Origin of the sequence: Streptomyces sp. NPDC088810 (assembly GCF_044750305.1) — a bacterium.
Taxonomy (GTDB): Bacteria; Actinomycetota; Actinomycetes; order Streptomycetales; family Streptomycetaceae; genus Streptomyces.
Genome location: NZ_JBIVJQ010000004.1, coordinates 554968 through 579696 on the forward strand (window position 1 = coordinate 554968; position 24729 = coordinate 579696).

Annotated in this window: 21 protein-coding genes and 2 pseudogenes; 5 read left to right on the top strand and 18 right to left on the bottom strand. The window is 69.5% G+C overall.

Translation table 11 applies throughout. The features are described from left to right. Positions 1-26 precede the first annotated feature (26 nt). Positions 27-2027 carry a DNA helicase RecQ gene (gene recQ / locus ACIP4Y_RS17205; protein WP_401393657.1) on the bottom strand — a complete coding sequence of 667 codons (2001 nt, stop codon included), beginning with the start codon at positions 2025-2027 and terminating at the stop codon, positions 27-29. 199 nt (positions 2028-2226) lie between these two features. Here recQ and ACIP4Y_RS17210 point away from each other — a divergent pair. Continuing rightward, positions 2227-2791: pseudogene (locus tag ACIP4Y_RS17210) on the top strand (Uma2 family endonuclease). 71 nt (positions 2792-2862) lie between these two features. Here ACIP4Y_RS17210 and nuoN read toward each other — a convergent pair. Genes nuoN through ACIP4Y_RS17280 form a run of 14 tightly spaced genes read right to left on the bottom strand, consistent with a single transcriptional unit; the run spans position 2863 to position 18936 of the window. Continuing rightward, complete coding sequence (gene nuoN, locus ACIP4Y_RS17215) at positions 2863-4512, bottom strand: NADH-quinone oxidoreductase subunit NuoN (RefSeq protein WP_401393660.1); 1650 nt, start codon at positions 4510-4512, stop codon at positions 2863-2865. Beyond that, on the bottom strand, positions 4509-6080 hold the full coding sequence (locus tag ACIP4Y_RS17220) for an NADH-quinone oxidoreductase subunit M (RefSeq protein ID WP_401393663.1): 1572 nt from the start codon (positions 6078-6080) through the stop codon (positions 4509-4511). The genes nuoN and ACIP4Y_RS17220 overlap by 4 nt, the downstream gene beginning before the upstream one ends. Before the next feature lie 5 nt (positions 6081-6085). Beyond that, positions 6086-8032 (bottom strand): NADH-quinone oxidoreductase subunit L, encoded by a 1947-nt coding sequence (gene nuoL, locus ACIP4Y_RS17225; RefSeq protein WP_401393666.1) that lies wholly within the window; start codon positions 8030-8032, stop codon positions 6086-6088. Between the two features lie 15 nt (positions 8033-8047). Next, positions 8048-8347 (bottom strand): NADH-quinone oxidoreductase subunit NuoK, encoded by a 300-nt coding sequence (nuoK, locus tag ACIP4Y_RS17230; RefSeq protein ID WP_023547474.1) that lies wholly within the window; start codon positions 8345-8347, stop codon positions 8048-8050. Then, a complete protein-coding gene (locus ACIP4Y_RS17235; protein ID WP_401393670.1) occupies positions 8344-9189 on the bottom strand; it encodes an NADH-quinone oxidoreductase subunit J in 846 nt (281 codons plus the stop codon). The genes nuoK and ACIP4Y_RS17235 overlap by 4 nt, the downstream gene beginning before the upstream one ends. Then, positions 9186-9836 (bottom strand): NADH-quinone oxidoreductase subunit NuoI, encoded by a 651-nt coding sequence (gene nuoI / locus ACIP4Y_RS17240; RefSeq protein ID WP_361466324.1) that lies wholly within the window; start codon positions 9834-9836, stop codon positions 9186-9188. The genes ACIP4Y_RS17235 and nuoI overlap by 4 nt, the downstream gene beginning before the upstream one ends. Further along, positions 9829-11193 carry an NADH-quinone oxidoreductase subunit NuoH gene (gene nuoH, locus ACIP4Y_RS17245; protein WP_358638036.1) on the bottom strand — a complete coding sequence of 455 codons (1365 nt, stop codon included), beginning with the start codon at positions 11191-11193 and terminating at the stop codon, positions 9829-9831. The genes nuoI and nuoH overlap by 8 nt, the downstream gene beginning before the upstream one ends. Then, a complete protein-coding gene (locus ACIP4Y_RS17250) occupies positions 11190-13694 on the bottom strand; it encodes an NADH-quinone oxidoreductase subunit G (RefSeq protein WP_401393675.1) in 2505 nt (834 codons plus the stop codon). The genes nuoH and ACIP4Y_RS17250 overlap by 4 nt, the downstream gene beginning before the upstream one ends. Then, a complete protein-coding gene (nuoF, locus tag ACIP4Y_RS17255) occupies positions 13691-15040 on the bottom strand; it encodes an NADH-quinone oxidoreductase subunit NuoF (protein WP_401393679.1) in 1350 nt (449 codons plus the stop codon). Before nuoF ends, ACIP4Y_RS17250 begins: the two co-directional genes overlap by 4 nt. After that, the gene (nuoE, locus tag ACIP4Y_RS17260) at positions 15037-15903 is read right to left on the bottom strand and encodes an NADH-quinone oxidoreductase subunit NuoE (protein ID WP_401393681.1); all 867 of its coding nucleotides are present in this window, start codon (positions 15901-15903) and stop codon (positions 15037-15039) included. Before nuoE ends, nuoF begins: the two co-directional genes overlap by 4 nt. Continuing rightward, a complete protein-coding gene (locus ACIP4Y_RS17265) occupies positions 15900-17240 on the bottom strand; it encodes an NADH-quinone oxidoreductase subunit D (RefSeq protein WP_358638045.1) in 1341 nt (446 codons plus the stop codon). Before ACIP4Y_RS17265 ends, nuoE begins: the two co-directional genes overlap by 4 nt. Beyond that, the gene (locus ACIP4Y_RS17270) at positions 17237-18010 is read right to left on the bottom strand and encodes an NADH-quinone oxidoreductase subunit C (RefSeq protein ID WP_401393685.1); all 774 of its coding nucleotides are present in this window, start codon (positions 18008-18010) and stop codon (positions 17237-17239) included. The genes ACIP4Y_RS17265 and ACIP4Y_RS17270 overlap by 4 nt, the downstream gene beginning before the upstream one ends. Then, a complete protein-coding gene (locus ACIP4Y_RS17275) occupies positions 18007-18561 on the bottom strand; it encodes an NADH-quinone oxidoreductase subunit B family protein (RefSeq protein ID WP_143628055.1) in 555 nt (184 codons plus the stop codon). Before ACIP4Y_RS17275 ends, ACIP4Y_RS17270 begins: the two co-directional genes overlap by 4 nt. Positions 18562-18576: 15 nt before the next feature. Then, positions 18577-18936, bottom strand: a complete 360-nt coding sequence (locus ACIP4Y_RS17280) for an NADH-quinone oxidoreductase subunit A (RefSeq protein ID WP_003992243.1) — start codon at positions 18934-18936, stop codon at positions 18577-18579. Between the two features lie 745 nt (positions 18937-19681). Between ACIP4Y_RS17280 and ACIP4Y_RS17285 the strand changes: the two genes are divergently transcribed. Together ACIP4Y_RS17285 and def are read left to right on the top strand one after the other, a co-directional pair. Next, complete coding sequence (locus ACIP4Y_RS17285; RefSeq protein WP_358638050.1) at positions 19682-20512, top strand: C40 family peptidase; 831 nt, start codon at positions 19682-19684, stop codon at positions 20510-20512. Positions 20513-20641: 129 nt separating this feature from the next. Further along, positions 20642-21265, top strand: coding sequence for a peptide deformylase (def, locus tag ACIP4Y_RS17290; RefSeq protein WP_401393690.1), 624 nt, complete (start codon positions 20642-20644; stop codon positions 21263-21265). Here def and ACIP4Y_RS17295 read toward each other — a convergent pair whose 3' ends face one another. Then, the gene (locus tag ACIP4Y_RS17295) at positions 21266-22558 is read right to left on the bottom strand and encodes a geranylgeranyl reductase family protein (protein ID WP_358638055.1); all 1293 of its coding nucleotides are present in this window, start codon (positions 22556-22558) and stop codon (positions 21266-21268) included. A gap of 97 nt (positions 22559-22655) precedes the next feature. Here ACIP4Y_RS17295 and ACIP4Y_RS17300 point away from each other — a divergent pair, with 97 nt between their 5' ends. Further along, positions 22656-23180, top strand: a complete 525-nt coding sequence (locus tag ACIP4Y_RS17300) for a GNAT family N-acetyltransferase (protein WP_401393694.1) — start codon at positions 22656-22658, stop codon at positions 23178-23180. Between the two features lie 109 nt (positions 23181-23289). Then, complete coding sequence (locus ACIP4Y_RS17305) at positions 23290-23607, top strand: PASTA domain-containing protein (protein ID WP_358638060.1); 318 nt, start codon at positions 23290-23292, stop codon at positions 23605-23607. Here the strand turns inward: ACIP4Y_RS17305 and ACIP4Y_RS17310 are convergent. Together ACIP4Y_RS17310 and ACIP4Y_RS17315 are read right to left on the bottom strand one after the other, a co-directional pair. Continuing rightward, a complete protein-coding gene (locus ACIP4Y_RS17310; protein ID WP_358638062.1) occupies positions 23594-24289 on the bottom strand; it encodes a demethylmenaquinone methyltransferase in 696 nt (231 codons plus the stop codon). The genes ACIP4Y_RS17305 and ACIP4Y_RS17310 overlap by 14 nt on opposite strands. After that, positions 24286-24715: pseudogene (locus ACIP4Y_RS17315) on the bottom strand (acyltransferase); the annotation flags it as partial. The pseudogene ACIP4Y_RS17315 and the gene ACIP4Y_RS17310, both read right to left, overlap by 4 nt. Positions 24716-24729: the final 14 nt, after the last annotated feature.

Below are 24729 nucleotides of genomic sequence, written 5' to 3' on the forward strand. Positions count from 1 at the left end.
CCCGCACCGCGCGGGGCCGCAGCAGGCTATATCCAGTCGTCCGGCTCCGGCTCGTCCGCCGGCTCGGGCCAGTCGTCGTCCGGCCTGTCGTCGGCGGCCGGGGCTTCGCCGGCGGCCTTGGCCGACCCGTTCAGGGAGCCCAGCACCTCGAGCACCCCTTCGCCGTACGTGGCCAGCTTCTTCTCGCCGACGCCGCCCACCGTGCCCAGTTCCCGCACCGAACCGGGCCACCGGGTCACGATCTCCCGGAGGGTGGCGTCGTGGAAGATGACGTACGCCGGGACGCCCTGCTCCCGAGCCTGCTCGGCGCGCCAGGCCCGCAGGGCCTCGAAGGCGGGGAGCAGCGCGTCGGGCAGCTCGGCCGCGGCGGCCTTGGCCTTGCGGTCGCCCCCGGAGGCGCCCGCGGACCGGGACCGGGAGGCGGCCGGCTTCTTCGGCTCCTTGCGCAGCGGCACCTCACGCTCCCGCCGCAGCACCGAGCCGCTCGCCTCGGTGAGGACCAGCGTGCCGTACTCCCCTTCGACCGCGAGGAGCCCCTGGGCCAGCAGCTGCCGGACGACACCGCGCCACTCGCCTTCGGTGAGGTCCTGGCCGATACCGAAGACGGACAGCTGGTCGTGGTCGAACTGGATCACCTTGCCGGTGCGCTTGCCGAGCAGGATGTCGACGATCTGCATCGCGCCGAACTTCTGCCCACGCTCCCGCTGCAGCCGTACCACCGTGGACAGCACCTTCTGCGCGGCGATCGTGCCGTCCCAGGTCTCGGGCGGGGTGAGGCACGTGTCGCAGTTGCCGCAGCCGGCGGCGTCGGGGTCCTGGCCGAAGTAGGCGAGCAGCTGGCCGCGGCGGCACTGGGCGGTCTCGCACAGCGCGAGCATGGCGTCGAGGTGGGCCGCGGCCCGCCGGCGGAACGCCTCGTCGCCCTCGCCGGACTGGATCAGCTTGCGCTGCTGTATGACGTCATTCAGGCCGTACGTCATCCAGGCCGTGGACGGCAGGCCGTCGCGGCCCGCCCGGCCGGTCTCCTGGTAGTAGCCCTCGATCGACTTGGGGAGGTCCAGGTGGGCGACGAAGCGTACGTCCGGCTTGTCGATGCCCATGCCGAACGCGATGGTCGCCACCACGACCAGGCCGTCCTCGCGCAGGAACCGGGACTGGTGCGCCGCGCGCGTGGCCGCGTCCAGGCCCGCGTGGTAGGGCACCGCCTGGATGCCGTTGGCGGTCAGGAACTCCGCCGTACGGTCCACCGAGTTCCGCGAGAGGCAGTACACGATGCCGGCGTCGCCCGGGTGCTCCTCCCGGAGGAAGGCGAGCAGCTGCTTCCTGGGGTCGGCCTTGGGCACGATCCGGTACTGGATGTTGGGGCGGTCGAAGCTGGCGACGAAGTGCCGTGCCGTCGGCAGGTTCAGCCGCTGGGTGATCTCCTGGTGGGTGGCGCGGGTGGCCGTGGCGGTCAGGGCGATCCGCGGGACGTCCGGCCAGCGCTCGCCGAGCAGGGACAGGGAGAGGTAGTCGGGGCGGAAGTCGTGGCCCCACTGGGACACGCAGTGCGCCTCGTCGATCGCGAAGACGGAGATCTTCCCGCGGGAGAGCAGGTCCAGCGTGGCGTCCAGGCGCAGCCGCTCCGGCGCGAGATACAGCAGGTCCAGCTCACCGGCCAGGAACTCGGCCTCGACCACGCGCCGCTCGTCGAAGTCCTGCGTGGAGTTCATGAAGCCGGCACGGACCCCGAGGGCCCGCAGGGCGTCCACCTGGTCCTGCATGAGGGCGATCAGAGGAGAGACCACCACACCGGTGCCGGGCCTGACCAGGGCCGGGATCTGGTAGCAGAGCGACTTTCCGCCGCCGGTCGGCATGAGGACGACGGCGTCGCCGCCCGCCACCACATGCTCGATGACCGCCTGCTGCTCACCTCGGAAGGCGTCGTATCCGAAGACCCGGTGCAGTGTGGCGAGCGCCTCGCTGTCGGCCGCGCCCGGCCCCTCGGTCACCTGTGTCATCTCGCTGATACCGCCCGTCACGCCCATCGTCCTGTCCCCCGCCGGTCCCCCGTGTGTCGTCTCTCGACCGCTGCCTCCACGATAGGGGTCCGGACCGACAGCGCCGGAGTTATCCACAGGTCGCCCGGAGAACCGCACGTCAAGGACACGACTGTCGTTCATACGTTCGTGGGAGACCCGCCCGTTTCCGGCCGATTGTCTGAATGCACCGGCGAGACTCCGTCCCGTGGGAGCACTGAGGAGCGTCGCACCGAAGGCGTCCGCGCCCAGCTGGCCGACCCCGCCGGAAGGCGGCTGGACCGCCCGACGACCTGGACCGCCTCCCGAATCTTCCTCCCCACACGGCATTGATCGACGGAAGCCTCGTCTTCGTGAGTCCGCAGACGCTTTTTCACGCCCGTGCTGTCGACTTCTTCAATTGGCAGCTCCGGTCGCTGGCTCCTGAGTAGTTCGAGGTCATCCGCAAGCTCACGATCGACGTCGACCGCCAGAACCGGCCCGAGCCGGACGTGGTGGTGGTGCGGGCCGACGTGGTGGAGGACCCGTACCAGACCCGCTTCCCGGCGGAGTCCGTCGTCCTGGCCATCGAGGTGGTCTCCGAGGACTCCGCCTCCCGCGACCGCGAGACCACGCCGCTGAAGAAAGGGCCGGGCCGCGGTGCACTCTTCGAGCTGGAGCCGACGACCGGCACCTACACGAGCACCGGCATCTTCCGTGAGCGCATGAAGCTGGACGTGCCCTTCCCCGTGGACCTCACCCAGATCAAGACGCGCCGCGACAGGAGTCGGTAGCCCCGGAAACGGACCGCTGCCCGGCACCCGTGTGAACGCGGGTGCCGGGCAGCGGTATGTGAGGGTGAAGGTCAGCGCACGAACACTCCCGCCTGGTTCGCCAGGTCCAGGAAGTACTGCGGTGCCACACCGAGGACCAGCGTCACCGCCACACCCAGGCCGATCGCGACCATGGTCAGCGGTGACGGGACGGCGACGGTCGGGCCTTCCGGCCTCGGCTCGCTGAAGAACATCAGCACGATCACCCGGATGTAGAAGAACGCGGCGATGGCCGAGGAGATCACACCGATCACGACCAGCGGTGCCGCGCCACCGTCCGCCGCCGCCTTGAACACGGCGAACTTTCCGGCGAAACCGGAGGTCAGCGGGATGCCGGCGAAGGCCAGCAGGAACACCGCGAACACGGCCGCCACCAGCGGCGATCGGCGGCCCAGGCCCGCCCACTTTGACAGGTGGGTGGCCTCGCCGCCCGCGTCACGGACCAGCGTGACCACGGCGAAGGCGCCGATCGTGACGAAGGAGTAGCCCGCCAGGTAGAAGAGGACGGACGACACGCCGTCCTTCGACGTGGCGATGACACCCGCGAGGATGAATCCTGCGTGCGCGATGGACGAGTACGCCAGCAGCCGCTTGATGTCGGTCTGGGTGATGGCGACGATCGCACCGCCCAGCATGGTGATGATCGCCACGGCCCACATGACCGGCCGCCAGTCCCAGCGCAGCCCGGGCAGGACGACGTAGAGCAGGCGCAGCAGCGCACCGAACGCGGCCACCTTGGTCGCCGCCGCCATGAAGCCGGTCACCGGGGTGGGCGCGCCCTGGTAGACGTCGGGCGTCCACATGTGGAACGGCACCGCGCCGACCTTGAACAGCAGGCCCATCACGAGCATGGCGCCGCCGATCAGCAGCAGCGCGTCGTTGCCCATGGTGTTGGCGAGTGCCGGGTCGACGTCGGTGGCCGTGCCGTCGACGACCTGGGCGATGCGGGCGTACGACATCGAGCCCGCGTAGCCGTACAGCAGCGCGATGCCGAACAGGGTGAACGCGGAGGCGAACGCCCCGAGCAGGAAGTACTTGACCGCGGCCTCCTGTGACATCAGGCGCTTGCGGCGGGCCAGCGCGCACAGCAGGTACAGCGGGAGGGAGAAGACCTCCAGGGCCACGAACAGGGTCAGCAGGTCGTTCGCCGCGGGGAAGATCAGCATGCCGCCGATGGCGAAGAGGAGCAGCGGGAAGACCTCGGTGGTGGTGAAGCCGGCCTTCACGGCCGCCTTTTCGCTGTCGCTGCCGGGTACGGAGGCGGCCTGCGCGGCGAAGGAGTCGACCCGGTTGCCGTGCGCCACCGGGTCCAGGCGCCGCTCGGCGAAGGTGAACAGGCCCACCAGGCCGGCCAGCACGATGGTGCCCTGCAGGAAGAGGGCGGGGCCGTCGACCGCGATCGCGCCCATGGCCGCGATGTGTGCCTTGGTGGTGCCGTACCCGTCGGCCGCCAGCGCGACGACCGCGGCGAACGCGGCGCACAGGGCTACGACGGACATGAACACCTGCGCGTAGTAGCGGGACCTGCGCGGCACGAAGGCCTCGATGAGCACCCCGACCAGCGCCGCACCGATGACGATCAGGGTGGGCGACAATTGCGCGTATTCGATCTTCGGCGCGTCGATCTTCGAGATCGGATCGGCCGCGGTTGTCCACAGGCTGTGGACGGCTGGTGCGCTCACTTTGCCGCCTCCACTGCGGGCTTGGGGTCCTTCTTGTGTACGTCGGACATGGTCTGCTTGACCGCCGGGTTGACGATGTCCGTGACCGGCTTCGGGTAGACGCCCAGGAAGATCAGCAGCACGATCAGCGGGGCGACGACGACCAGCTCGCGCGCGCGGAGGTCGGGCATCGCCGAGACCTCCGGTTTCACCGGGCCGGTCATCGTCCGCTGGTACAGCACGAGGGTGTACAGCGCGGCGAGGACGATGCCGAGGGTGGCGATGATCCCGATCACCGGGTAGCGCGCGAACGTGCCGACCAGGACCAGGAACTCACTGACGAACGGCGCCAGTCCGGGAAGCGACAGGGTGGCCAGGCCGCCGATCAGGAAGGTGCCGGCGAGCACCGGGGCGACCTTCTGCACGCCTCCGTAGTCGGCGATGAGCCGCGAGCCGCGCCGGGAGATGAGGAAGCCGGCGACCAGCATCAGCGCGGCGGTGGAGATGCCGTGGTTGACCATGTAGAGCGTGGCGCCGGACTGGCCCTGGCTGGTCATCGCGAAGACGCCCATGATGATGAAGCCGAAGTGCGAGATCGATGCGTACGCCACCAGGCGTTTGATGTCCCGCTGGCCGACGGCGAGCAGCGCGCCGTAGACGATGCTGATGAGCGCCAGGACGAGAATGACGGGCGTCGCCCACTTGCTGGCCTCCGGGAACAGCTGGAGGCAGAAGCGGAGCATCGCGAAGGTGCCGACCTTGTCGACGACCGCGGTGATGAGCACGGCGACCGGGGCGGTGGCCTCCTGCATGGCGTTGGGCAGCCAGGTGTGCAGCGGCCACAGCGGCGCCTTGACCGCGAAGGCGAAGAAGAAGCCGAGGAACAGCCAGCGTTCGGTGCTGGTCGCCATGTGCAGCGAGCCGCTGGCGCGGGCCTCGGCGATCTCGGTGAGCGAGAAGTTCCCGGCGACCACGTAGAGGCCGATCACCGCGGCCAGCATGATGAGGCCGCCGACCAGGTTGTAGAGCAGGAACTTCACCGCGGCGTACGACCGCTGGGTGGCGGCCGTCTCCTCGCCGTGCTCGTGCGCGTGGTCCCCGAAGCCGCCGATGAGGAAGTACATCGGGATGAGCATGGCTTCGAAGAAGATGTAGAAGAGGAAGACGTCGGTGGCCTCGAACGAGATGACCACCATCGCCTCGACCGCCAGGATCAGCGCGAAGAAGCCCTGGGTGGGCCGCCAGCGGCGGCTGCCGGTCTCCAGCGGGTCGGCGTCGTGCCAGCCCGCGAGGATGATGAACGGGATGAGTACGGCGGTCAGCGCGATCAGTGCGACCGCGATGCCGTCGACGCCCAGCTCGTACCTGACCCCGAAGTCCTTGATCCAGGCGTGGGACTCGGTGAGCTGGTAGCGGGCGCCGCCCGGATCGAAGCGGACCAGGACGGTGATCGCCAGGGCGAGCGTGGCGAGCGAGACGACCAGGGCCAGCCATTTCGCGGCGGTGCGCCGGGCGGCCGGTACGGCGGCCGTGGCGACGGCCCCGAGGGCCGGGAGCGCCGCCGTCGCTGTCAGCAGAGGAAAGGACATCGGTATCAGACCGCCCTCATCAGCAGGGTCGCGGCGACCAGGAGTGCCGCGCCGCCGAACATCGAGACCGCGTAGGAGCGGGCGAAGCCGTTCTGGAGCCGGCGCAGCCGTCCGGACAGGCCGCCGAAGCCGGCTGCCGTGCCGTTGACGACGCCGTCGACCAGGGTGTGGTCGACGTACACCAGGGAGCGCGTCAGGTGCTCGCCGCCGCGCACCAGGACCACGTGGTTGAAGTCGTCCTGGAGCAGGTCGCGGCGGGCCGCGCGGGTGAGCAGCGAGCCGCGCGGGGCGACCGCCGGGACGGGCTTGCGGCCGTACTGGGCCCAGGCGATGGCGACGCCGATGACCAGGCACACCATGGTGGCGCCGGTGACCGTGGCCGCGCTGAGCGGGGAGTCGCCCTCGCTGTGGCCCGTGACGGGCTCCAGCCAGTGCAGGAAGCGGTCGCCGATGCTGAAGAAGCCACCGCCGAAGACCGAGCCGACGGCCAGCACGATCATCGGGATCGTCATGACCTTCGGGGACTCGTGCGGGTGCGGCTCGGCGTGCTCGCCGCGGGTTTCGGCGGCGGGCTCCACGCTGGGCTCGGCCGGGGACGGGGTCGGGGCGTTGCGCCACCGTTCTTCTCCGAAGAACGTCATCAGCATCACGCGCGTCATGTAGAAGGCGGTGATGGCCGCGCCGAGCAGGGCCGCGCCGCCGAGGATCCAGCCCTCGGTGCCGCCCTTGGCGAAGGCCGCCTCGATGATCTTGTCCTTGGAGAAGAAGCCGGACAGGCCCGGGAAGCCGATGATGGCGAGGTAGCCGAGGCCGAAGGTGATGAAGGTGACCGGCATGTACGTACGCAGGCCGCCGTAGCGGCGCATGTCGACCTCGTCGTTCATGCCGTGCATCACGGAACCGGCGCCGAGGAACAGGCCGGCCTTGAAGAAGCCGTGCGTCACCAGGTGCATGATCGCGAAGACGTAGCCGATGGGGCCGAGTCCGGCGGCGAGGACCATGTAGCCGATCTGCGACATGGTGGAGCCGGCCAGCGCCTTCTTGATGTCGTCCTTGGCGCAACCGACGATCGCACCGAACAGGAGCGTCACCGCGCCGACGACGGTGACGGCCAGCTGGGCGTCGGGGGCGGCGTTGAAGATGGCGCCGGAGCGGACGATCAGGTACACACCCGCGGTCACCATCGTCGCCGCGTGGATGAGGGCGGAGACCGGGGTCGGGCCCTCCATGGCGTCCCCGAGCCAGGACTGCAGCGGCACCTGGGCGGACTTGCCGCAGGCGGCGAGCAGCAGCATCAGGCCGATCGCGGTGAGCTTGCCCTCGGAGGTGTCACCGGTGTGACCGAGGACCGGGCCGAAGGCGAAGCTGCCGAAGGTGGTGAACATCAGCATGATCGCGATCGACAGGCCCATGTCGCCGACCCGGTTGACCAGGAAGGCCTTCTTCGCGGCCGTGGCGGCGCTGGGCTTGTGCTGCCAGAAGCCGATCAGCAGGTACGAGGCGAGGCCGACGCCCTCCCAGCCGACGTACAGCAGCAGGTAGTTGTCGGCGAGGACGAGCAGCAGCATCGCCGCGAGGAACAGGTTCAGGTAGCCGAAGAAGCGGCGGCGCCGCTCGTCGTGCTCCATGTACCCGACCGAGTACAGGTGGATCAGCGAGCCGACGCCCGTGATGAGCAGTACGAACGTCATGGACAGCTGGTCGAGGCGGAAGGTGACGTCCGCCTGGAAGCCGGCCACCGGGACCCAGCTGAACAGGTGCTGCGTCAGGGTGCGGTGCTCCGCGCCCTTGCCGAGGAGGTCGGCGAAGAGGATGAGACCGAACACGAAGGAAGCGGCCGACAGGAGCGTGCCGATCCAGTGGCCGACGCGGTCCAGGCGCCGGCCGCCGGTCAGCAGGACGGCCGCTCCGAGCAGGGGCGCCGCGATGAGCAGCGCGATCAGGTTCTCCACGATTCTTCCGACCCCTTACAGCTTCATCAGGCTGGCGTCGTCGACCGAGGCCGAGTGGCGGGTACGGAACAGCGACACGATGATCGCGAGGCCCACCACGACCTCCGCTGCGGCGACGACCATCGTGAAGAAGGCGATGATCTGGCCGTCGAGGTTGCCGTGCATCCGGGAGAAGGTGACGAACGCGAGGTTGCAGGCGTTCAGCATCAGCTCGATGCACATGAAGACCACGATGGCGTTGCGCCGGATCAGTACGCCGGTCGCGCCGATCGTGAACAACAGGGCGGCGAGGTAGAGGTAGTTGACCGGGTTCACTTCGACGCCTCCTCGGGCCGCTTGAACGTCTCCGGCTCGATCGCCCTGCGCTCCAGGCGCTCCTCCGCGCGCTGCTCCAGCGCCCGCAGGTCGTTGAGCGCCTCCGCGGACACGTCACGGATCTGGCCGCGTTCGCGCAGCGTCTTGCTGACGGTCAGCTCGGACGGGGTGCCGTCGGGCAGCAGGCCCGCGATGTCCACGGCGTTGTGCCGGGCGTAGACACCGGGGGCGGGCAGCGGCGGGATGTGCGCGCCCTCACGGATGCGCTGTTCGGACAGCTCGCGCTGGGTCCGGGCGCGCTCGGTGCGCTCCCGGTGGGTGAGCACCATGGCTCCGACGGCGGCCGTGATGAGCAGCGCGCCGGTGATTTCGAAGGCGAAGACGTACTTGGTGAAGATGAGGGTGGCGAGGCCCCCCACGTTGCCGTTCGCGTTCGCCTGGCCGGTGCCGTTGAACTCCTTCAGTGAGGCGTTGCCGATACCGGCGAACAGCAGGAGACCGAAGCCGACGCCGCACAGAAGGGCCAGCCAGCGCTGGCCCTTGATGGTCTCCTTCAGGGAGTCCGCGGCGGTGACGCCGACGAGCATCACCACGAACAGGAACAGCATCATGATCGCGCCGGTGTAGACGACGATCTGCACGATCCCGAGGAAGTAGGCGCCGTTGGCGAGGTAGAACACCGCCAGGACGATCATGGTGCCGGCGAGGCAGAGCGCGCTGTGCACGGCCTTCTTCATGAAGACGGTGCACAGGGCGCCGAGCACCGCGATCGTGCCGAGGACCCAGAACTGGAAGGCCTCACCGGTGGAGGTGGTGTAGGCGGCGAGGAGGTGCGCGCTCATCGGCCGATCACCTTCTCCGAGGCCGGCTCGTCCTCGCCGAAGGTGGACGCGGCCTCCTGCGGGACCTCTCCCTTGGAGACGGCGACCTGGCGGACGGTGCCGGGCGCGGCCTGCGTGACCAGGCCGCGGTAGTAGTCCTGTTCGTCCGTCCCCGGGAAGATCGCGTGCGGCGTGTCGACCATGCCTTCTTCGAGGCCGGCGAGCAGCTGTTCCTTGGTGTAGATGAGGTTGGCGCGACTGGAGTCGGCCAGCTCGAACTCGTTGGTCATCGTCAACGCGCGCGTGGGGCACGCTTCGATGCACAGGCCGCACAGGATGCAGCGGGCGTAGTTGATCTGGTAGACGCGGCCGTACCGCTCGCCCGGCGAGTAGCGTTCCTCGTCGGTGTTGTCGGCGCCCTCCACGTAGATGGCATCGGCGGGGCAGGCCCAGGCGCACAGCTCGCAGCCGACGCACTTCTCCAGGCCGTCCGGATGGCGGTTGAGCTGGTGCCGTCCGTGGAACCGCGGAGCCGTGGTCTTCTTCTGCTCCGGGTACTGCTCGGTCAGCCGCTTCTTGAACATGGCCTTGAAGGTCACGCCGAAGCCGGCCACGGGGTTCTGGAAGCCGGGCTTGGTCTGCCCGGTCTCCTGAGGCTCCTCAGCCATCGGACGCCTCCTTTCCATCCGAAGATCCGTCACTGACAGTGTCCGGTCCACCACTGACAATCAGCTCCCGCTCGCGGCGCGAGCGGCGCCTGGGCACCGGTGGCAGCTGCTGTCCCGGCAGCGGCGGTACGGGGAAGCCGCCCGCCATCGGGTCGAAGGCCGGCTCTTGGGCGGCGGGCTGCTCGGCCGTCCTCCCCTTCTCGCGGAACATGTCGGCGACGAAGGAGATCAACAGCAGGGCGAGGACACCGCCGCCGACGTAGAGCGCGATGTCGGCGAAGTCGTAGTTCTCGTTGCGCAGGGCGCGGACGGTCGCCACCAGCATCAGCCAGGTCACCGAGACCGGGATGAGGACCTTCCAGCCGAGCTTCATCAGCTGGTCGTAGCGGACCCGCGGGAGCGTGCCGCGCAGCCAGATGAAGAAGAACAGCAGCAGCTGCACCTTGATGACGAACCAGAGCAGCGGCCACCAGCCGTGGTTCGCGCCCTCCCAGAAGCTGCTGACCGGCCAGGGGGCGCGCCAGCCGCCGAGGAACAGGGTGGTCGAGACGGCCGAGACGGTCACCATGTTCACGTACTCCGCGAGCATGAACATCGCGAACTTGATCGAGGAGTACTCGGTGTTGAAGCCGCCGACCAGGTCGCCCTCGGACTCCGGCATGTCGAAGGGGGCGCGGTTGGTCTCGCCGACCATCGTGACGATGTACAGGATGAAGGAGACCGGCAGCAGCAGGATGTACCAGCGGTCGTGCTGCTGCTCGACGATCGTGGACGTCGACATCGATCCCGAGTAGAGGAACACGGAGGCGAACGCGGCGCCCATGGCGATCTCGTACGAGATCATCTGCGCGCAGGAGCGCAGGCCGCCGAGGAGCGGATAGGTGGATCCGGAGCTCCAGCCCGCGAGCACGATGCCGTAGATGCCGACCGAGGCCACCGCGAGGATGTAGAGCATCGCGATCGGCAGGTCGGTGAGCTGCATCGTGGTGCGGTGGCCGAAGATCGAGATCTCGTTGCCGGCCGGCCCGAAGGGGATCACCGCGATCGCCATGAAGGCCGGGATGGCCGCGACGATCGGCGCGAGGACGTACACCACCTTGTCCGCACGCTTGACGATGACGTCTTCCTTGAGCATCAGCTTGATGCCGTCGGCGAGCGACTGGAGCATGCCCCAGGGGCCGTGCCGGTTGGGACCGATGCGCAGCTGCATCCAGGCGACGACCTTGCGCTCCCAGACGATGGAGAACAGCACGGTCACCATCAGGAAGGCGAAGCAGAACACCGCCTTGACGACGACCAGCCACCAGGGGTCGCGGCCGAACATCGAGAGGTCTTCAGCGGCGAGGTACGGGCTCATGCCTCCACCTCCTTGGGGGCCTCTCCGGCGGCAGCCGCCGGGCCGATACGGACGAGGGAGCCGGGCCGCGCCCCGGTGTCGGAGGCGACACCTGAGCCGACGGAGTTCAGCGGGAGCCAGACCACCCGGTCGGGCATGTCGGTGATCTGGAGGGGCAGTTCGACCGTGCCTGCGGGGCCGGTGACGGCCAGCGGTGCGCCGTCCGCGAGGCCCGTCTCGGCGGCGGTCGCGGCGGACACGCGCGCGCGTGCGGCGTGCCGGGTACCGGCGAGCGCCTCGTCGCCCTCCTGGAGGACGCCCTGGTCGAGCAGCAGCCGGTGTCCGGCGAGTACGGCCTCGCCGATGGCCGGACGGGGCAGGACGCCCGCGGACTCCGTGGGTTCGCCGGCGCGGGGGCCGTCCCAGGGGCCGAGCCGGTCGATCTCCGCGCGCGTGGTGCGCAGATCCGGCAGGCCCAGGTGGACGTCCATGGCGTCGGCGAGCATCTGCAGCACGCGCGTGTCGGTCGGCGCCAGCCGGCGGGTCATCTGGTCGGGCTTGAGCGCGGCCTCGAAGAAGCGCACGCGGCCTTCCCAGTTGAGGAAGGTGCCCGCCTTCTCGGCGACCGCGGCGACGGGCAGGACGACGTCGGCGTGCTCGGTGACCTCGCTGGGCCGCAGCTCCAGCGAGACCACGAAGCCGACGCTGTGCAGCGCCTCACGCGCGCGTGCCGGGTCGGGCAGGTCGGCGACCTCCACCCCGGCGACCACCAGCGCGGACAGCTCGCCGCTGGCGGCGGCCTCGATGATCTGGCGGGTGTCGCGTCCGTAGCGCAGCGGGAGTTCGGCGATCCCCCAGACGGCGGCGACCTCCTCCCGCGCGCGCGGGTCGGTCGCCGGGCGGCCGCCCGGCAGCAGCGAGGGCAGCGCGCCCGCCTCCACCGCGCCGCGCTCGCCGGCCCGGCGCGGGATCCACACCAGCTCGGCGCCGGTCGCGGTGGCGGCGCGCAGGGCGGCGGTGAGGCCGCCCGCGACCCCGGCCAGCCGCTCTCCTACGACGATGACGGCGCCCCCGGCGCGCAGGGCCTCTGCGGCACGTGTGCCGGGCTCCTCCAGGCCGACGCCGCTCGCGAGGGCGTCCAGCCACTCCGTCTCGGTGCCCGGTGCGGCCGGCAGCAGCGTGCCGCCGGCCTTCTCCAGGCCCCGGGTGGCGTGCGTGGCCAGGGCGAACACCTGCTGCTTGCGCTTGCGCCAGGCCTTGCGCAGTCGCAGGAAGACGCCGGGTGCCTCCTCCTCCGACTCGAAGCCGACCAGCAGCACGGCGGGCGCCTTCTCCAGGGAGGTGTACGTGACGCCCGTACCGTCGAGGTCACGGCCGCGGCCGGCGACGTATGCGGCCAGGAAGTCGGCTTCCTCGCCGCTGTGCACGCGCGCGCGGAAGTCGATGTCGTTGGTGTCGAGCGCCACGCGCGCGAACTTGCTGTACGCGTAGGCGTCCTCGACGGTCAGCCGGCCCCCGGTGAGGACGCCGGCCCGGGAGCGGGCGGCGGTCAGACCGCGCGCCGCCGCCTCCAGCGCCTCGGGCCAGGAGGCGGGCTCCAGAACACCGTCGGCGCCCCGGACGAGCGGGGTGTCGAGGCGGTCCTTCTGCTGCGCGTACCGGAACGCGAAGCGTCCCTTGTCGCAGATCCACTCCTCGTTGACCTCGGGGTCGTTGGCGGCGAGCCGCCGCATGACCTTGCCGCGCCGGTGGTCGGTGCGGGTGGCGCAGCCGCCGGCACAGTGCTCGCAGACCGACGGCGAGGAAACGAGGTCGAAGGGGCGCGAGCGGAATCGGTAGGCGGCCGAGGTGAGCGCGCCGACCGGGCAGATCTGGATGGTGTTGCCCGAGAAGTACGACTCGAACGGGTCGCCCTCGCCGGTGCCGACCTGCTGGAGCGCGCCCCGCTCGACCAGTTCGATCATGGGGTCGCCCGCGATCTGGTTGGAGAAACGGGTGCAGCGGGCGCACAGCACGCACCGCTCGCGGTCGAGCAGCACCTGGGTGGAGATCGGTACGGGCTTCTCGTAGGTCCGCTTCTTGCCGTCGAAGCGGGACTCGGCGTTGCCGTGCGACATCGCCTGGTTCTGCAGCGGGCACTCGCCGCCCTTGTCGCAGACCGGGCAGTCGAGCGGGTGGTTGATGAGCAGCAGCTCCATCACGCCGTGCTGGGCCTTCTCGGCGACCGGCGAGGTCAGGTGGGTCTTCACCACCATCCCGTCGGTGCAGGTGATGGTGCAGGACGCCATCGGCTTGCGCTGGCCCTCGACCTCGACGATGCACTGGCGGCAGGCACCGGCCGGGTCCAGGAGGGGGTGGTCGCAGAAGCGCGGGATCTCGATGCCGAGCTGCTCGGCGGCCCGGATGACCAGGGTGCCCTTGGGCACGCTGATCTCGATGCCGTCGATCGTCAGCGTGACGAGGTCCTCCGGCGGGACCGCCGCCTCTCCGCCACCCGCGGGAGCGTTGGTGGTCACGGTCATGCGTTCACCTCCGGGCGGTCCGCCCAGGCCGTCGACTTGGCCGGGTCGAAGGGGCAGCCCCGGCCGGTGATGTGCTGCTCGTACTCCTCACGGAAGTACTTCAGCGAGGAGAAGATGGGTGATGCGGCACCGTCACCGAGGGCGCAGAAGGACTTGCCGTTGATGTTGTCGGCGATGTCGGCGAGCTTGTCGAGGTCGGACATGACGCCCTTGCCGGCCTCGATGTCCCGCAGCAACTGCACCAGCCAGTACGTTCCTTCGCGGCAGGGCGTGCACTTGCCGCAGGACTCGTGGGCGTAGAACTCGGTCCAGCGGGTCACGGCCCGCACCACGCAGGTCGTCTCGTCGAAGCACTGCAGCGCCTTGGTGCCGAGCATGGAGCCGGCGGCGCCGACGCCCTCGTAGTCGAGGGGGACGTCGAGGTGCTCGTCGGTGAACATCGGCGTCGAGGAGCCGCCCGGTGTCCAGAACTTCAGGCGGTGGCCCGGCCGCATGCCGCCGCTCATGTCGAGGAGCTGGCGCAGGGTGATGCCGAGCGGGGCCTCGTACTGGCCGGGGCTCGCGACGTGGCCGCTGAGCGAGTAGAGCGTGAAGCCCGGGGACTTCTCGCTGCCCATCGACCTGAACCATTCTTTCCCGTTTTTCAGGATGGCGGGAACTGAAGCGATCGACTCGACGTTGTTCACCACAGTCGGACAGGCGTAGAGGCCTTCCACCGCAGGGAAGGGGGGACGGAGCCGCGGTTGACCACGGCGGCCTTCGAGCGAGTCGAGCAGTGCGGTCTCCTCGCCGCAGATGTACGCGCCCGCACCCGCGTGCACGGTGAGCTGGAGGTCGAGTCCGCTGCCCAGGATGTTCTCGCCGAGGTAGCCCGCCGCGTAGGCCTCGCGCACGGCCTCGTGCAGCCGCCGCAGAACAGGGACGACTTCACCACGCAGATAGATGAAGGCATGCGACGACCTGATGGCATAGCACGCGATCACAATGCCCTCGATGAGGCTGTGCGGGTTCGCGAAGAGGAGCGGGATGTCCTTGCAGGTGCCCGGCTCCGACTCGTCGGCGTTGACAACTAGATAGTGCGGTTTCCCATCACCCTGAGGAATGAACTGCCACTTCATTCCGGTCGGGAATCCCGCGCCGCCGCGGCCTCTCAGCCCGGAGTCCTTGACGTACGCGATCAGGTCGTCCGGCGACATGGCGAGGGCCTTGCCGAGCCCCTCGTACCCCTCGTGCCTCCGGTAGACGTCCAGGGACCAGGACCGGTCCTCGTCCCAGAAGGCCGACAGCACGGGTGCGAGCAGCTTCTCGGGGCTCATGTCCTTCAGCTCGGATGCCACGGTCATCACTCCCCCTCCTCGGCGGTAGGCCCTGCCGGGTGGGCCGGGTCGGAGGCCGATGTCTCCTGCGGCGCGTCATGGGAACTGAGGTGCTGGGCCGGCGACGGCTCGTGCACCCGGTCCTGCGGTTCCCCGTGCGGACCTCCGCGCGGATGGACCACGCGTGCGGATGCGGCCTCTCCCCTTGCCAGGCGAAGGCCCACCAGCGACGCGGGTCCCGCACTGCCGCCCTCCTCGACGGCCCCGGGCCGCTCGTCGGGGAAGCCGGCCAGAATCCGCGCGGTCTCCTTGAAGGTGCACAGCCGCGCCCCGCGCGTGGGCTGTACGGGGCGCCCCGCGCGCAGGTCGTCGACCAGGCGCTTGGCGCTCGCCGGGGTCTGGTTGTCGAAGAACTCCCAGTTGACCATCACCACCGGCGCGAAGTCGCAGGCCGCGTTGCACTCGATGTGCTCCAGGGTGACCTTGCCGTCGTCGGTGGTCTCGCCGTTGCCGAGGCCCAGGTGTTCCTGGAGGGTCTCGAAGATCGCGTCGCCGCCCATCACCGCGCACAGCGTGTTGGTGCACACGCCGACCTGGTAGTCACCGGAGGGCCGGCGCCGGTACATGGTGTAGAAGGTGGCGACGGCGGTGACCTCGGCTGTGGTCAGGCCCAGCATGTCCGCACAGAACCGCATTCCGGTGCGCGTGACATGGCCCTCCTCCGACTGCACGAGGTGGAGCAGCGGCAGCAGGGCGGACCGCGAGTCCGGGTAGCGCGCGATGACCTCGCGCGCGTCCGCCTCCAGCCGGGCCCTGACGTCGTCCGGGTAGGCGGGCGCGGGCAGTTCGGGCATGCCCAGGCTGACGCCCCGCTCCGAAGAAGAGGTGGTCACCGGTCGACGCCTCCCATCACGGGGTCGATGGACGCGACGGCGACGATGACGTCGGCGACCTGGCCGCCCTCGCACATCGCCGCCATGGCCTGCAGGTTGGTGAAGGACGGGTCACGGAAGTGGACCCGGTAGGGGCGGGTGCCGCCGTCGGAGACGGCATGCACCCCGAGTTCGCCCTTGGGCGACTCGACGGCCGCGTACGCCTGTCCCGGCGGGACGCGGAAGCCCTCGGTGACCAGCTTGAAGTGGTGGATCAGGGCTTCCATGGAGGTGCCCATGATCTTCTTGATGTGGTCGAGGGAGTTGCCGAGTCCGTCCGGGCCCAGGGCGAGCTGGGCCGGCCAGGCGATCTTCTTGTCGGCGACCATGACCGGGCCGGGCTGGAGCCGGTCCAGGCACTGCTCGACGATCCTGAGCGACTGGCGCATCTCCTCCAGGCGGATGAGGAAGCGGCCGTAGGCGTCGCAGGAGTCGGCGGTCGGGACGTCGAAGTCGTACGTCTCGTAGTCGCAGTACGGCTGCGCCTTGCGCAGGTCGTGCGGGAGGCCGGTGGCGCGCAGGATCGGGCCGGTCGCGCCGAGGGCCATGCAGCCGGCCAGGTCGAGGTAGCCGATGTTCTGCATGCGGGCCTTGAAGATGGGGTTCCCGGTGGCGAGCTTGTCGTACTCCGGGAGGTTCTTGTGCATCTTCTTCACGAACTCGCGGATCTGGTCCACCGCGCCGGGCGGCAGGTCCTGGGCGAGTCCGCCGGGCCGGATGTACGCGTGGTTCATGCGCAGGCCCGTGATGAGCTCGTAGAGGTCGAGAATCATTTCACGATCACGGAATCCGTAGATCATGATCGTGGTGGCGCCCAGCTCCATGCCGCCGGTGGCGATGCACACCAGGTGCGAGGAGAGTCGGTTCAGCTCCATCAGGAGCACCCGGATGATCTTGGCACGCTCGGTGATCTGGTCCTCGATGCCGAGCAGTTTCTCGACGGCGAGGCAGTAGGCGGTCTCGTTGAAGAAGGACGTCAGGTAGTCCATGCGCGTGACGAAGGTGGTGCCCTGCGTCCACGTGCGGTACTCGAGGTTCTTCTCGATGCCGGTGTGGAGGTAGCCGATGCCGCAGCGGGCCTCGGTGACCGTCTCGCCCTCGATCTCCAGGATCAGGCGGAGCACTCCGTGGGTGGACGGGTGCTGGGGACCCATGTTGACGACGATGCGTTCGTCGTCGGCGCGCGCCGCGGACTGGACGACCTCGTCCCAGTCGCCACCGGTGACCGTATATACGGTGCCCTCGGTGGTCTCGCGCGCGGACGCGGCCGACGCGGCGGATGCTGACTGCGTGCTCACGAGTACGACCTCCGCTGGTCCGGAGCCGGGATCTGGGCGCCCTTGTACTCGACGGGGATGCCGCCGAGGGGGTAGTCCTTGCGCTGCGGGTGGCCCTGCCAGTCGTCGGGCATCATGATCCGTGTCAGGGCCGGGTGACCGTCGAAGACGATCCCGAAGAAGTCGTAGGTCTCGCGCTCGTGCCAGTCGTTGGTCGGGTAGACGGAGACCAGCGACGGGATGTGCGGGTCGCTGTCGGGGGCGCTGACCTCGAGTCGGAGCAACCGGTTGTGGGTGATCGAGCGCAGGTGGTAGACGGCGTGCAGCTCGCGGCCCTTGTCGTTCGGGTAGTGGACACCGCTGACGCCGGTGCACAGCTCGAAGCGCAGGGCCGGGTCGTCGCGCAGGGTGCGGGCGACGCGGACCAGGTGCTCGCGTTCGATGTGGAAGGTCAGCTCACCGCGGTCGACGACCGTCCTCTCGATGGCGTTGCCGGGCAGGAGGCCCTGCTCCTCCAGGGCGCCCTCCAGCTCGTCGGCGACCTCGTCGAACCAGCCGCCGTAGGGCCGGGCCGTCGGCCCCGGGAGCCGGACCGAGCGGACCAGGCCGCCGTAGCCGGAGGTGTCGCCGCCGTTGTTGGCGCCGAACATGCCGCGCTGGACGCGGATCTCCTCGCCGCCCTGGCCGCGGTGGCCGGGGAGGTTGGAGGCGGAGAGGTCCTTCTCGGGGTTCGCCCCGTTCGCGGACCCGTTCGCCCCGTTGACTCCGTGGGTGCCGTTCGCGTCGCTCACCGCAGCAGCCCCTTCATCTCGATCGTGGGCAGGGCCTTGAGCGCCGCCTCCTCCGCCTCGCGGGCCGCTTCCTCGGCGTTCACGCCGAGCTTGGCGGACTGGATCTTCTGGTGGAGCTTGAGGATCGCGTCCATCAGCATCTCGGGGCGGGGCGGGCAGCCGGGCAGGTAGATGTCGACCGGGACGATGTGGTCGACGCCCTGGACGATCGCGTAGTTGTTGAACATGCCGCCGGAGGAGGCGCACACCCCCATGGAGATCACCCACTTGGGGTTGGGCATCTGGTCATAGACCTGCCTCAGGACGGGCGCCATCTTCTGGCTGACCCGGCCGGCGACGATCATCAGGTCGGCCTGGCGCGGCGAGCCGCGGAAGACCTCCATACCGAAGCGGGCGAGGTCGTAGCGGCCGGCACCGGTGGTCATCATCTCGATGGCGCAGCAGGCCAGGCCGAAGGTGGCCGGGAAGACGGACGCCTTGCGCACCCAGCCCGCGGCCTGCTCGACGGTGGTCAGCAGGAAGCCGCTCGGCAGCTTTTCTTCGAGTCCCATGTCGTTAAAGGCCCCTCAGTCCCATTCCAGGCCGCCGCGCCGCCATACGTACGCGTACGCGACGAAGACGGTGAGCACGAAGAGCAGCATCTCCACGAGCCCGAAGATCCCCAGGGCGTCGAAGGTGACGGCCCAGGGGTAGAGGAAGACGATCTCGATGTCGAAGACGATGAAGAGCATCGCCGTCAGGTAGTACTTGATGGGGAAGCGCCCGCCGCCGGCCGGCGTGGGGGTCGGCTCGATGCCGCACTCGTAGGCCTCGAGCTTGGCGCGGTTGTACCGCTTCGGACCGATCAGCGTGGCCATGACCACGGAGAAGATCGCAAAGCCTGCCCCGAGGGCTCCCAGTACGAGGATGGGCGCATACGCGTTCACCGCTCCTCGCTCCTCTCAGTCGGCGCTGACTGCTGGCGGTTGCACTGGGCTCACGTCCGCCTCACCGGTCCCACGAGCCCCGCTCGTCCCGGGCGAAGATCGAGAACATGTGAAGCAGGTCACAAGCCCAACTGCCTCGCATCTTATGCCCGCCGCTCTGTGATCTGCGACACGGGGTATTACACAAGCTTTGTGATCTCCACCACCTGACGAAGGATCATGAAGTCGGATGATGAGTGATCTTCATACGCGAAGCGTTCAGTTGATCACCAGAAGTGACAATTTCGCCTGTCACCGCAGGCCGGAGGGTGCCTCTCAATATCAAGAGAGTTCCACTGCATGCAAATTGGCATGGGACGCGAAGGGCTGCTAGAGGGCCGCATTCACACATCAGGGGGAGGCGCGGGGCGGCATGTGGACGCGGGTCGGGGTGCGTGCACGCGTTCACGAGTGCGGCGCGCGCGGGACGCCATGGTTCGGGTGGCCGTTCCGTGACCTCCGCCACATTCATGAGAGGCCTCTGAGAACCGGGCTTGGCCAACCACCCCAACCGGTGGTAAGCGAGGGGCAATTCGGACTTAATGATCAAAGACCGTGATCAAGGGCTTGATCACGGGCGTCCGCAATGTCCGTTACGGCGTCAATAAAGAGCGACACGCCCGGGATTTAGGGGCTCGATTGAGTAACTGTGGCGCAGCACACGTTTCTTGAAGATATGAAGGAGCCCCTGGTACCGGTTGTTCCCATGTCCCACACCGCTCACATACGCAGCCACCGGAAGCCCCGCCGCAGCGCGTCGACCCTCGCGATGCGGGCCGGAGTTGCCGGTGGCGTTCTCGGCACCCTGGCAGTCGCCGGGGCGTCCGGCTCGGCGAACGCGGCCGAGCCGGTGACGCAGACCCTTGAACTGCCCACCCTGACGGCCGACCTGGCCGCTCAGGCGGCCCAGTCCGCGGACGCCACCGAACAGGCCGCCGCGAACTACCAGCTGCAGGCCGAGCGTGACGCGGCTGCCGCCAAGGCCGCCAAGGAGGCCAAGGCGGACCTCGCCGAGGCCAAGCAGAAGGCGGCCGAGGCCAAGAAGAAGGCCCAGGAGGACGCCCGCAAGGAGGCCGCCGCCCGCGCCTCCCGCAACGCGGACCGGACCACCCTCTCCACCACGGCGAGCACCGGCTCCACCTCGACCTCGACCTCGACCTCCACCAGCACCTCCACGGCCACCGGTTCCGCCGCGGCCGTCATCAGCTTCGTCAAGGCGCAGGTCGGCAAGGCGTACGTCTCCGGCGCCACCGGCCCGTCCGCCTACGACTGCTCCGGCCTGGTGCAGACGGCCTTCAAGCAGGTCGGCATCAGCCTGCCGCGCGTCTCCCAGGACCAGTCGACCGCCGGCACCCAGGTCTCGCTCAGCAACCTGCAGCCGGGCGACATCCTGTACTGGGGCAGCGCGGGCAGCGCGTACCACGTCGCGGTGTACGTCGGCGACGGGATGTTCGTGGGCGCCCAGAACCCCTCCAGCGGCGTCGTGGAGCGTCCGCTGTCCTACGACCCGCCCACCGGCGCCGTGCGGGTGCTCTGACCGCACTCCGCACCTCTCACGCACGCAAGGGCCGCAGCCGCTCGGGGGCTGCGGTCCTTGCGTCGTCCCTGGCATGCTCTGCCCGGGCCGCCGTCCGGCGGCCCGACGCCGAGTGGAGGAGTCCACGCGATGCCACGCGTGTTCGTTCAGGGAGTTCCCGCCGACTACTACCCGCGTCACGCCCCCGAGGCCGGGCGGGGCGCGGTACGCCGTATCACCGAGGTCGGTGAGCAGGTGCTGCACAAGCCGTGCCGGGACGTCACGGAGTTCGGGCCCGACCTCGCCGCGCTCATCGACGACATGTTCCGCACCATGTATGTCGCCGAAGGCGCGGGACTGGCGGCGAATCAGGTCGGGGTCGATCTGCGGGTGTTCGTGTACGACTGCCCCGACGACGACGGTGTCCGACATGTCGGACACGTCGTCAACCCGGTGCTCGACACGCCCACGAACGGGCGACGGCTGCTGGACGAGGGCGAGGGCTGCCTGTCGGTGCCCGGCGCCGTGATGGCCGTACCGCGGCCGGACCGGACCGTCGTACGAGGGCAGGACAAGGAAGGCCGTCCGGTCGTCGTGGAGGGCACGGGGTACTTCGCGCGGTGCCTGGTCCACGAGACCGACCACACCAACGGGTACGTCTATCTCGACCGGCTCTCGAAACGGGACAAGAAGGACGCACTGCGGCAGATGGCGGACCGGCGGGACGAGGTGTACGCCCGCCGGGCCGCCAACGCCGCGGCTCTCAGCGCCTAGTCACGCCTTCGGGGCGACCTTGCTCAGACCGTTGATGATGCGGTCCATCGCGTCGCCGCCCGTGGGGTCGGTGAGGTTTGCGAGGAGCTTGAGGGTGAACTTCATCAGCACCGGGTGGGTCAGGCCGCGCTGGGCGGCGATCTGCATGACCTTCGGGTTGCCGATGAGCTTCACGAAGGCGCGGCCGAGGGTGTAGTAGCCCCCGTAGGTGTCCTTGAGGACGCGCGGGTAGCGCTGGAGGGCGATCTCCCGCTGGGCGGGCGTCGCGCGCGCGTGGGCCTGCACGATGACGTCGGCGGCGATCTGACCGGACTCCATGGCGTAGGCGATGCCCTCGCCGTTGAAGGGGTTCACCAGGCCGCCGGCGTCGCCGACGAGCAGCAGCCCGCGCGTGTAGTGCGGCTGGCGGTTGAAGGCCATGGGGAGGGCGGCGCCGCGGATCGGGCCGGTCATGTTCTCGGGGGTGTAGCCCCAGTCCTCCGGCATGGAGGCGCACCACGCCTTGAGGATCTCGCGCCAGTCCAGCTCCTTGAAGGAGGCGGAGGTGTTGAGCACGCCGAGACCCACGTTCGAGGTGCCGTCGCCCATGCCGAAGATCCAGCCGTAGCCGGGCAGCAGCCGGTCCTGGGGGCCGCGCCGGTCCCACAGCTCCAGCCAGGACTCCAGGTAGTCGTCGTCGTGGCGGGGGCTCTCGAAATACGTCCGGACCGCGACGCCCATCGGGCGGTCCTCGCGGCGGTGCAGGCCCATGGCGAGGGACAGCCGGGTGGAGTTGCCGTCGGCGGCCACCACCAGGGGCGCGTGGAAGGTCACCTCGCGCTTCTCCTCGCCGAGCTTGGCGGTGACGCCGGTGATGCGGCCGGTGCGGTCGTCGACGAGCGGGCCGCTCACATTGCAGCGCTCGTAGAGCCGTGCGCCCGCCTTCTGGGCGTTGCGGGCGAGCTGCTCGTCGAAGTCGTCGCGCTTGCGGACGAGTCCGTAGTTCGGGTAGGCGGCGAGGTCCGGCCAGTCCAGCTGGAGGCGGGAGCCGCCGCCGATGATGCGCAGGCCCTTGTTGCGCAGCCAGCCGGCCTCCTCGGAGATGTCGATCCCCATGGCGACGAGCTGCTTCACCGCGCGCGGGGTGAGGCCGTCGCCGCAGACCTTCTCGCGCGGGAATTCGGTCTTCTCCAGGAGCAGCACGTCGAGACCGGCCTTGGCGAGGTGGTACGCGGTCGTGGAGCCGGCCGGCCCCGCTCCCACGACGATCACATCGGCGGTGTTCTCGGAGAGGGGCTCGGTCACGACGGTCACGGCGGGATCTCCCCAAGTTCGAAATCAGTGTGCCGACCGGCACTGGACATGGGCAGTCTATTCAGCAGAATTGATCACCCGGCTGAAGGGCTGCCCTGTGAACCGACCTCTCCCCGCGGTACGGCTGCGCGTTCCCACGCACGAGGACGCGGTCGCCTGGCACCGGGTCTTCGCCGACCCGGAGGTCATGGAGTTCCACGGCGGCAGGCCGGCGGAGCTGTCGGCGTACGAGGAGCTCACCGCGCGCCAGCGGCGGCACGACGCGGAGCACGGTTTCTGCCTGTGGACCCTACTGGACGAGTCCGGGGAGGTCCTCGGGTTCACCGGCGCGCAGCCGTGGCCGAGGGACTGGGGCCCGGTCGGCGAGACCGAGATCGGCTGGCGGCTCGGGCGGGCGCACTGGGGCAAGGGGTACGCCACCGCGGCAGCACGGGAGACGCTCAGGCGGGTGCGGGCGGCCGGGGTGCCCGGTGTGGTCGCGATGGTCCGGCCGGGCAACGAGCGGTCCCTTGCGGTGGCCCGGCGGCTCGGCATGGAGCAGGCGGAGACCTACACCCACCCCACGTTCGACGAGCCGGCGCTCTGCTTCCGGCTCCGCCTCACCGGTGATCACGGAGAGTAGTCGTCTGTTACAGAAAGACACCGGCGCCTTTCGGGTCGTCCGCGCGGGAGTTACCCTGCCAGTACCGCTGGGGGTGACATCTGTGCGCATAACACCCAAAACACCCGAAGTGCGCGTCCCGCGTCTGGTCGGTCTGATGGCCGTGGACGCGCGCGAAACGGCCCGGGCGCGGGGGCTGTCCCTCAACGCGCCGGACCGCCCGGACTTCCACCGCACCGTCGTGGACTACGTCGTACGCCAGTATCCGCAGCCCGGCGCCGAGGTGCCGGCGGACTCGATGGTGTACGTGTGGTTCGACTTCGGTGAGGGCGAGGGCGGCGGAGGCGTGCGTGAGCCGCGCGTTCCGCGGCCCCCGACGGGCGGACTGCAACGGGAGCTGGAGCAGCCCGGCGACCCTTGCGCGGTGGCCGGATTCAGCTCTCCTTGAAGCCCCGGTGCAGCGCGACCACACCGCCGGTGAGGTTGCGCCACGCCACCTTCGACCAGCCCGCCTTGCGCAGCCGTTCGGCGAGTGCGGGCTGGTCGGGCCAGGCCCGGATGGACTCGGCGAGGTAGACGTACGCGTCCGGGTTCGAGGACACCGCACGCGCGACCGACGGCAGCGCCCGCATCAGGTACTCGGTGTAGACGGTGCGGAAGGGCGCCCAGGTCGGGTGGGAGAACTCGCAGATCACCACGCGCCCGCCGGGCCGGGTGACCCGGTACATCTCCCGCAGGGCCGCGTCCGTGTCCTGCACGTTGCGCAGCCCGAAGGAGATCGTCACCGCGTCGAAGGTGTCGTCCTTGAAGGGCAGCTTCGTCGCGTCGCCCGCGGTGAACGGCAGCCAGGTGTGCTTCTTCTTGCCGACCTGGAGCATCCCGAGGGAGAAGTCGCAGGGGACGACGTACGCGCCCGTCCGCGCGAAGGGCAGCGAGGAGGTGGCCGTGCCGGCGGCCAGGTCCAGGACCTTCTGCGCGGGGCGCGCGTCGACCGCCTTCGCCACCTCCTTGCGCCAGCGCCGGTCCTGGCCGAGCGACAGCACGTCGTTCGTCAGGTCGTACCGTTCCGCCACGTCGTCGAACATCGAGGCGACTTCGTGCGGCTGCTTGTTCAGGGAAGCGCGGGTCACCCGCCCATTCTTGCAGCCCGCCCTCCCGGCAGGAGCGTCGGCTTCTTGCGTGCCGCGACGTCCTCCACCCAGCCGCACAGCAGCACGAAGCCGGCGATCGGGATCCAGCCGATGCCGAACACGAACACTGGCTGTCCAGCGGCAGGTACCTCTCGAAGGCGGGCACGTTCCAGAACCGGTCGATCAGCGGGACGGCCAGGATCAGCGCGAGCTCGTGCCAGGGGCAGATCGTGACCGCGCGCGCTGAACACGGTGACCGTCCGGTCCAGGCGGCGACCGGGTGAGCCACGCGAAGTCGATCCGGAAGTACGCCTTCGCCCACATCGGCAGCGTCACGAACCCGGCCGACCAAGGGGCCTGCGCGAGCGGGTTCTCGTCCAGGTCGTACGTCCCGAAGTCCGCCTGGTGCGCGAAGTACAGGTGGCCTGCCGCCGGTCGGC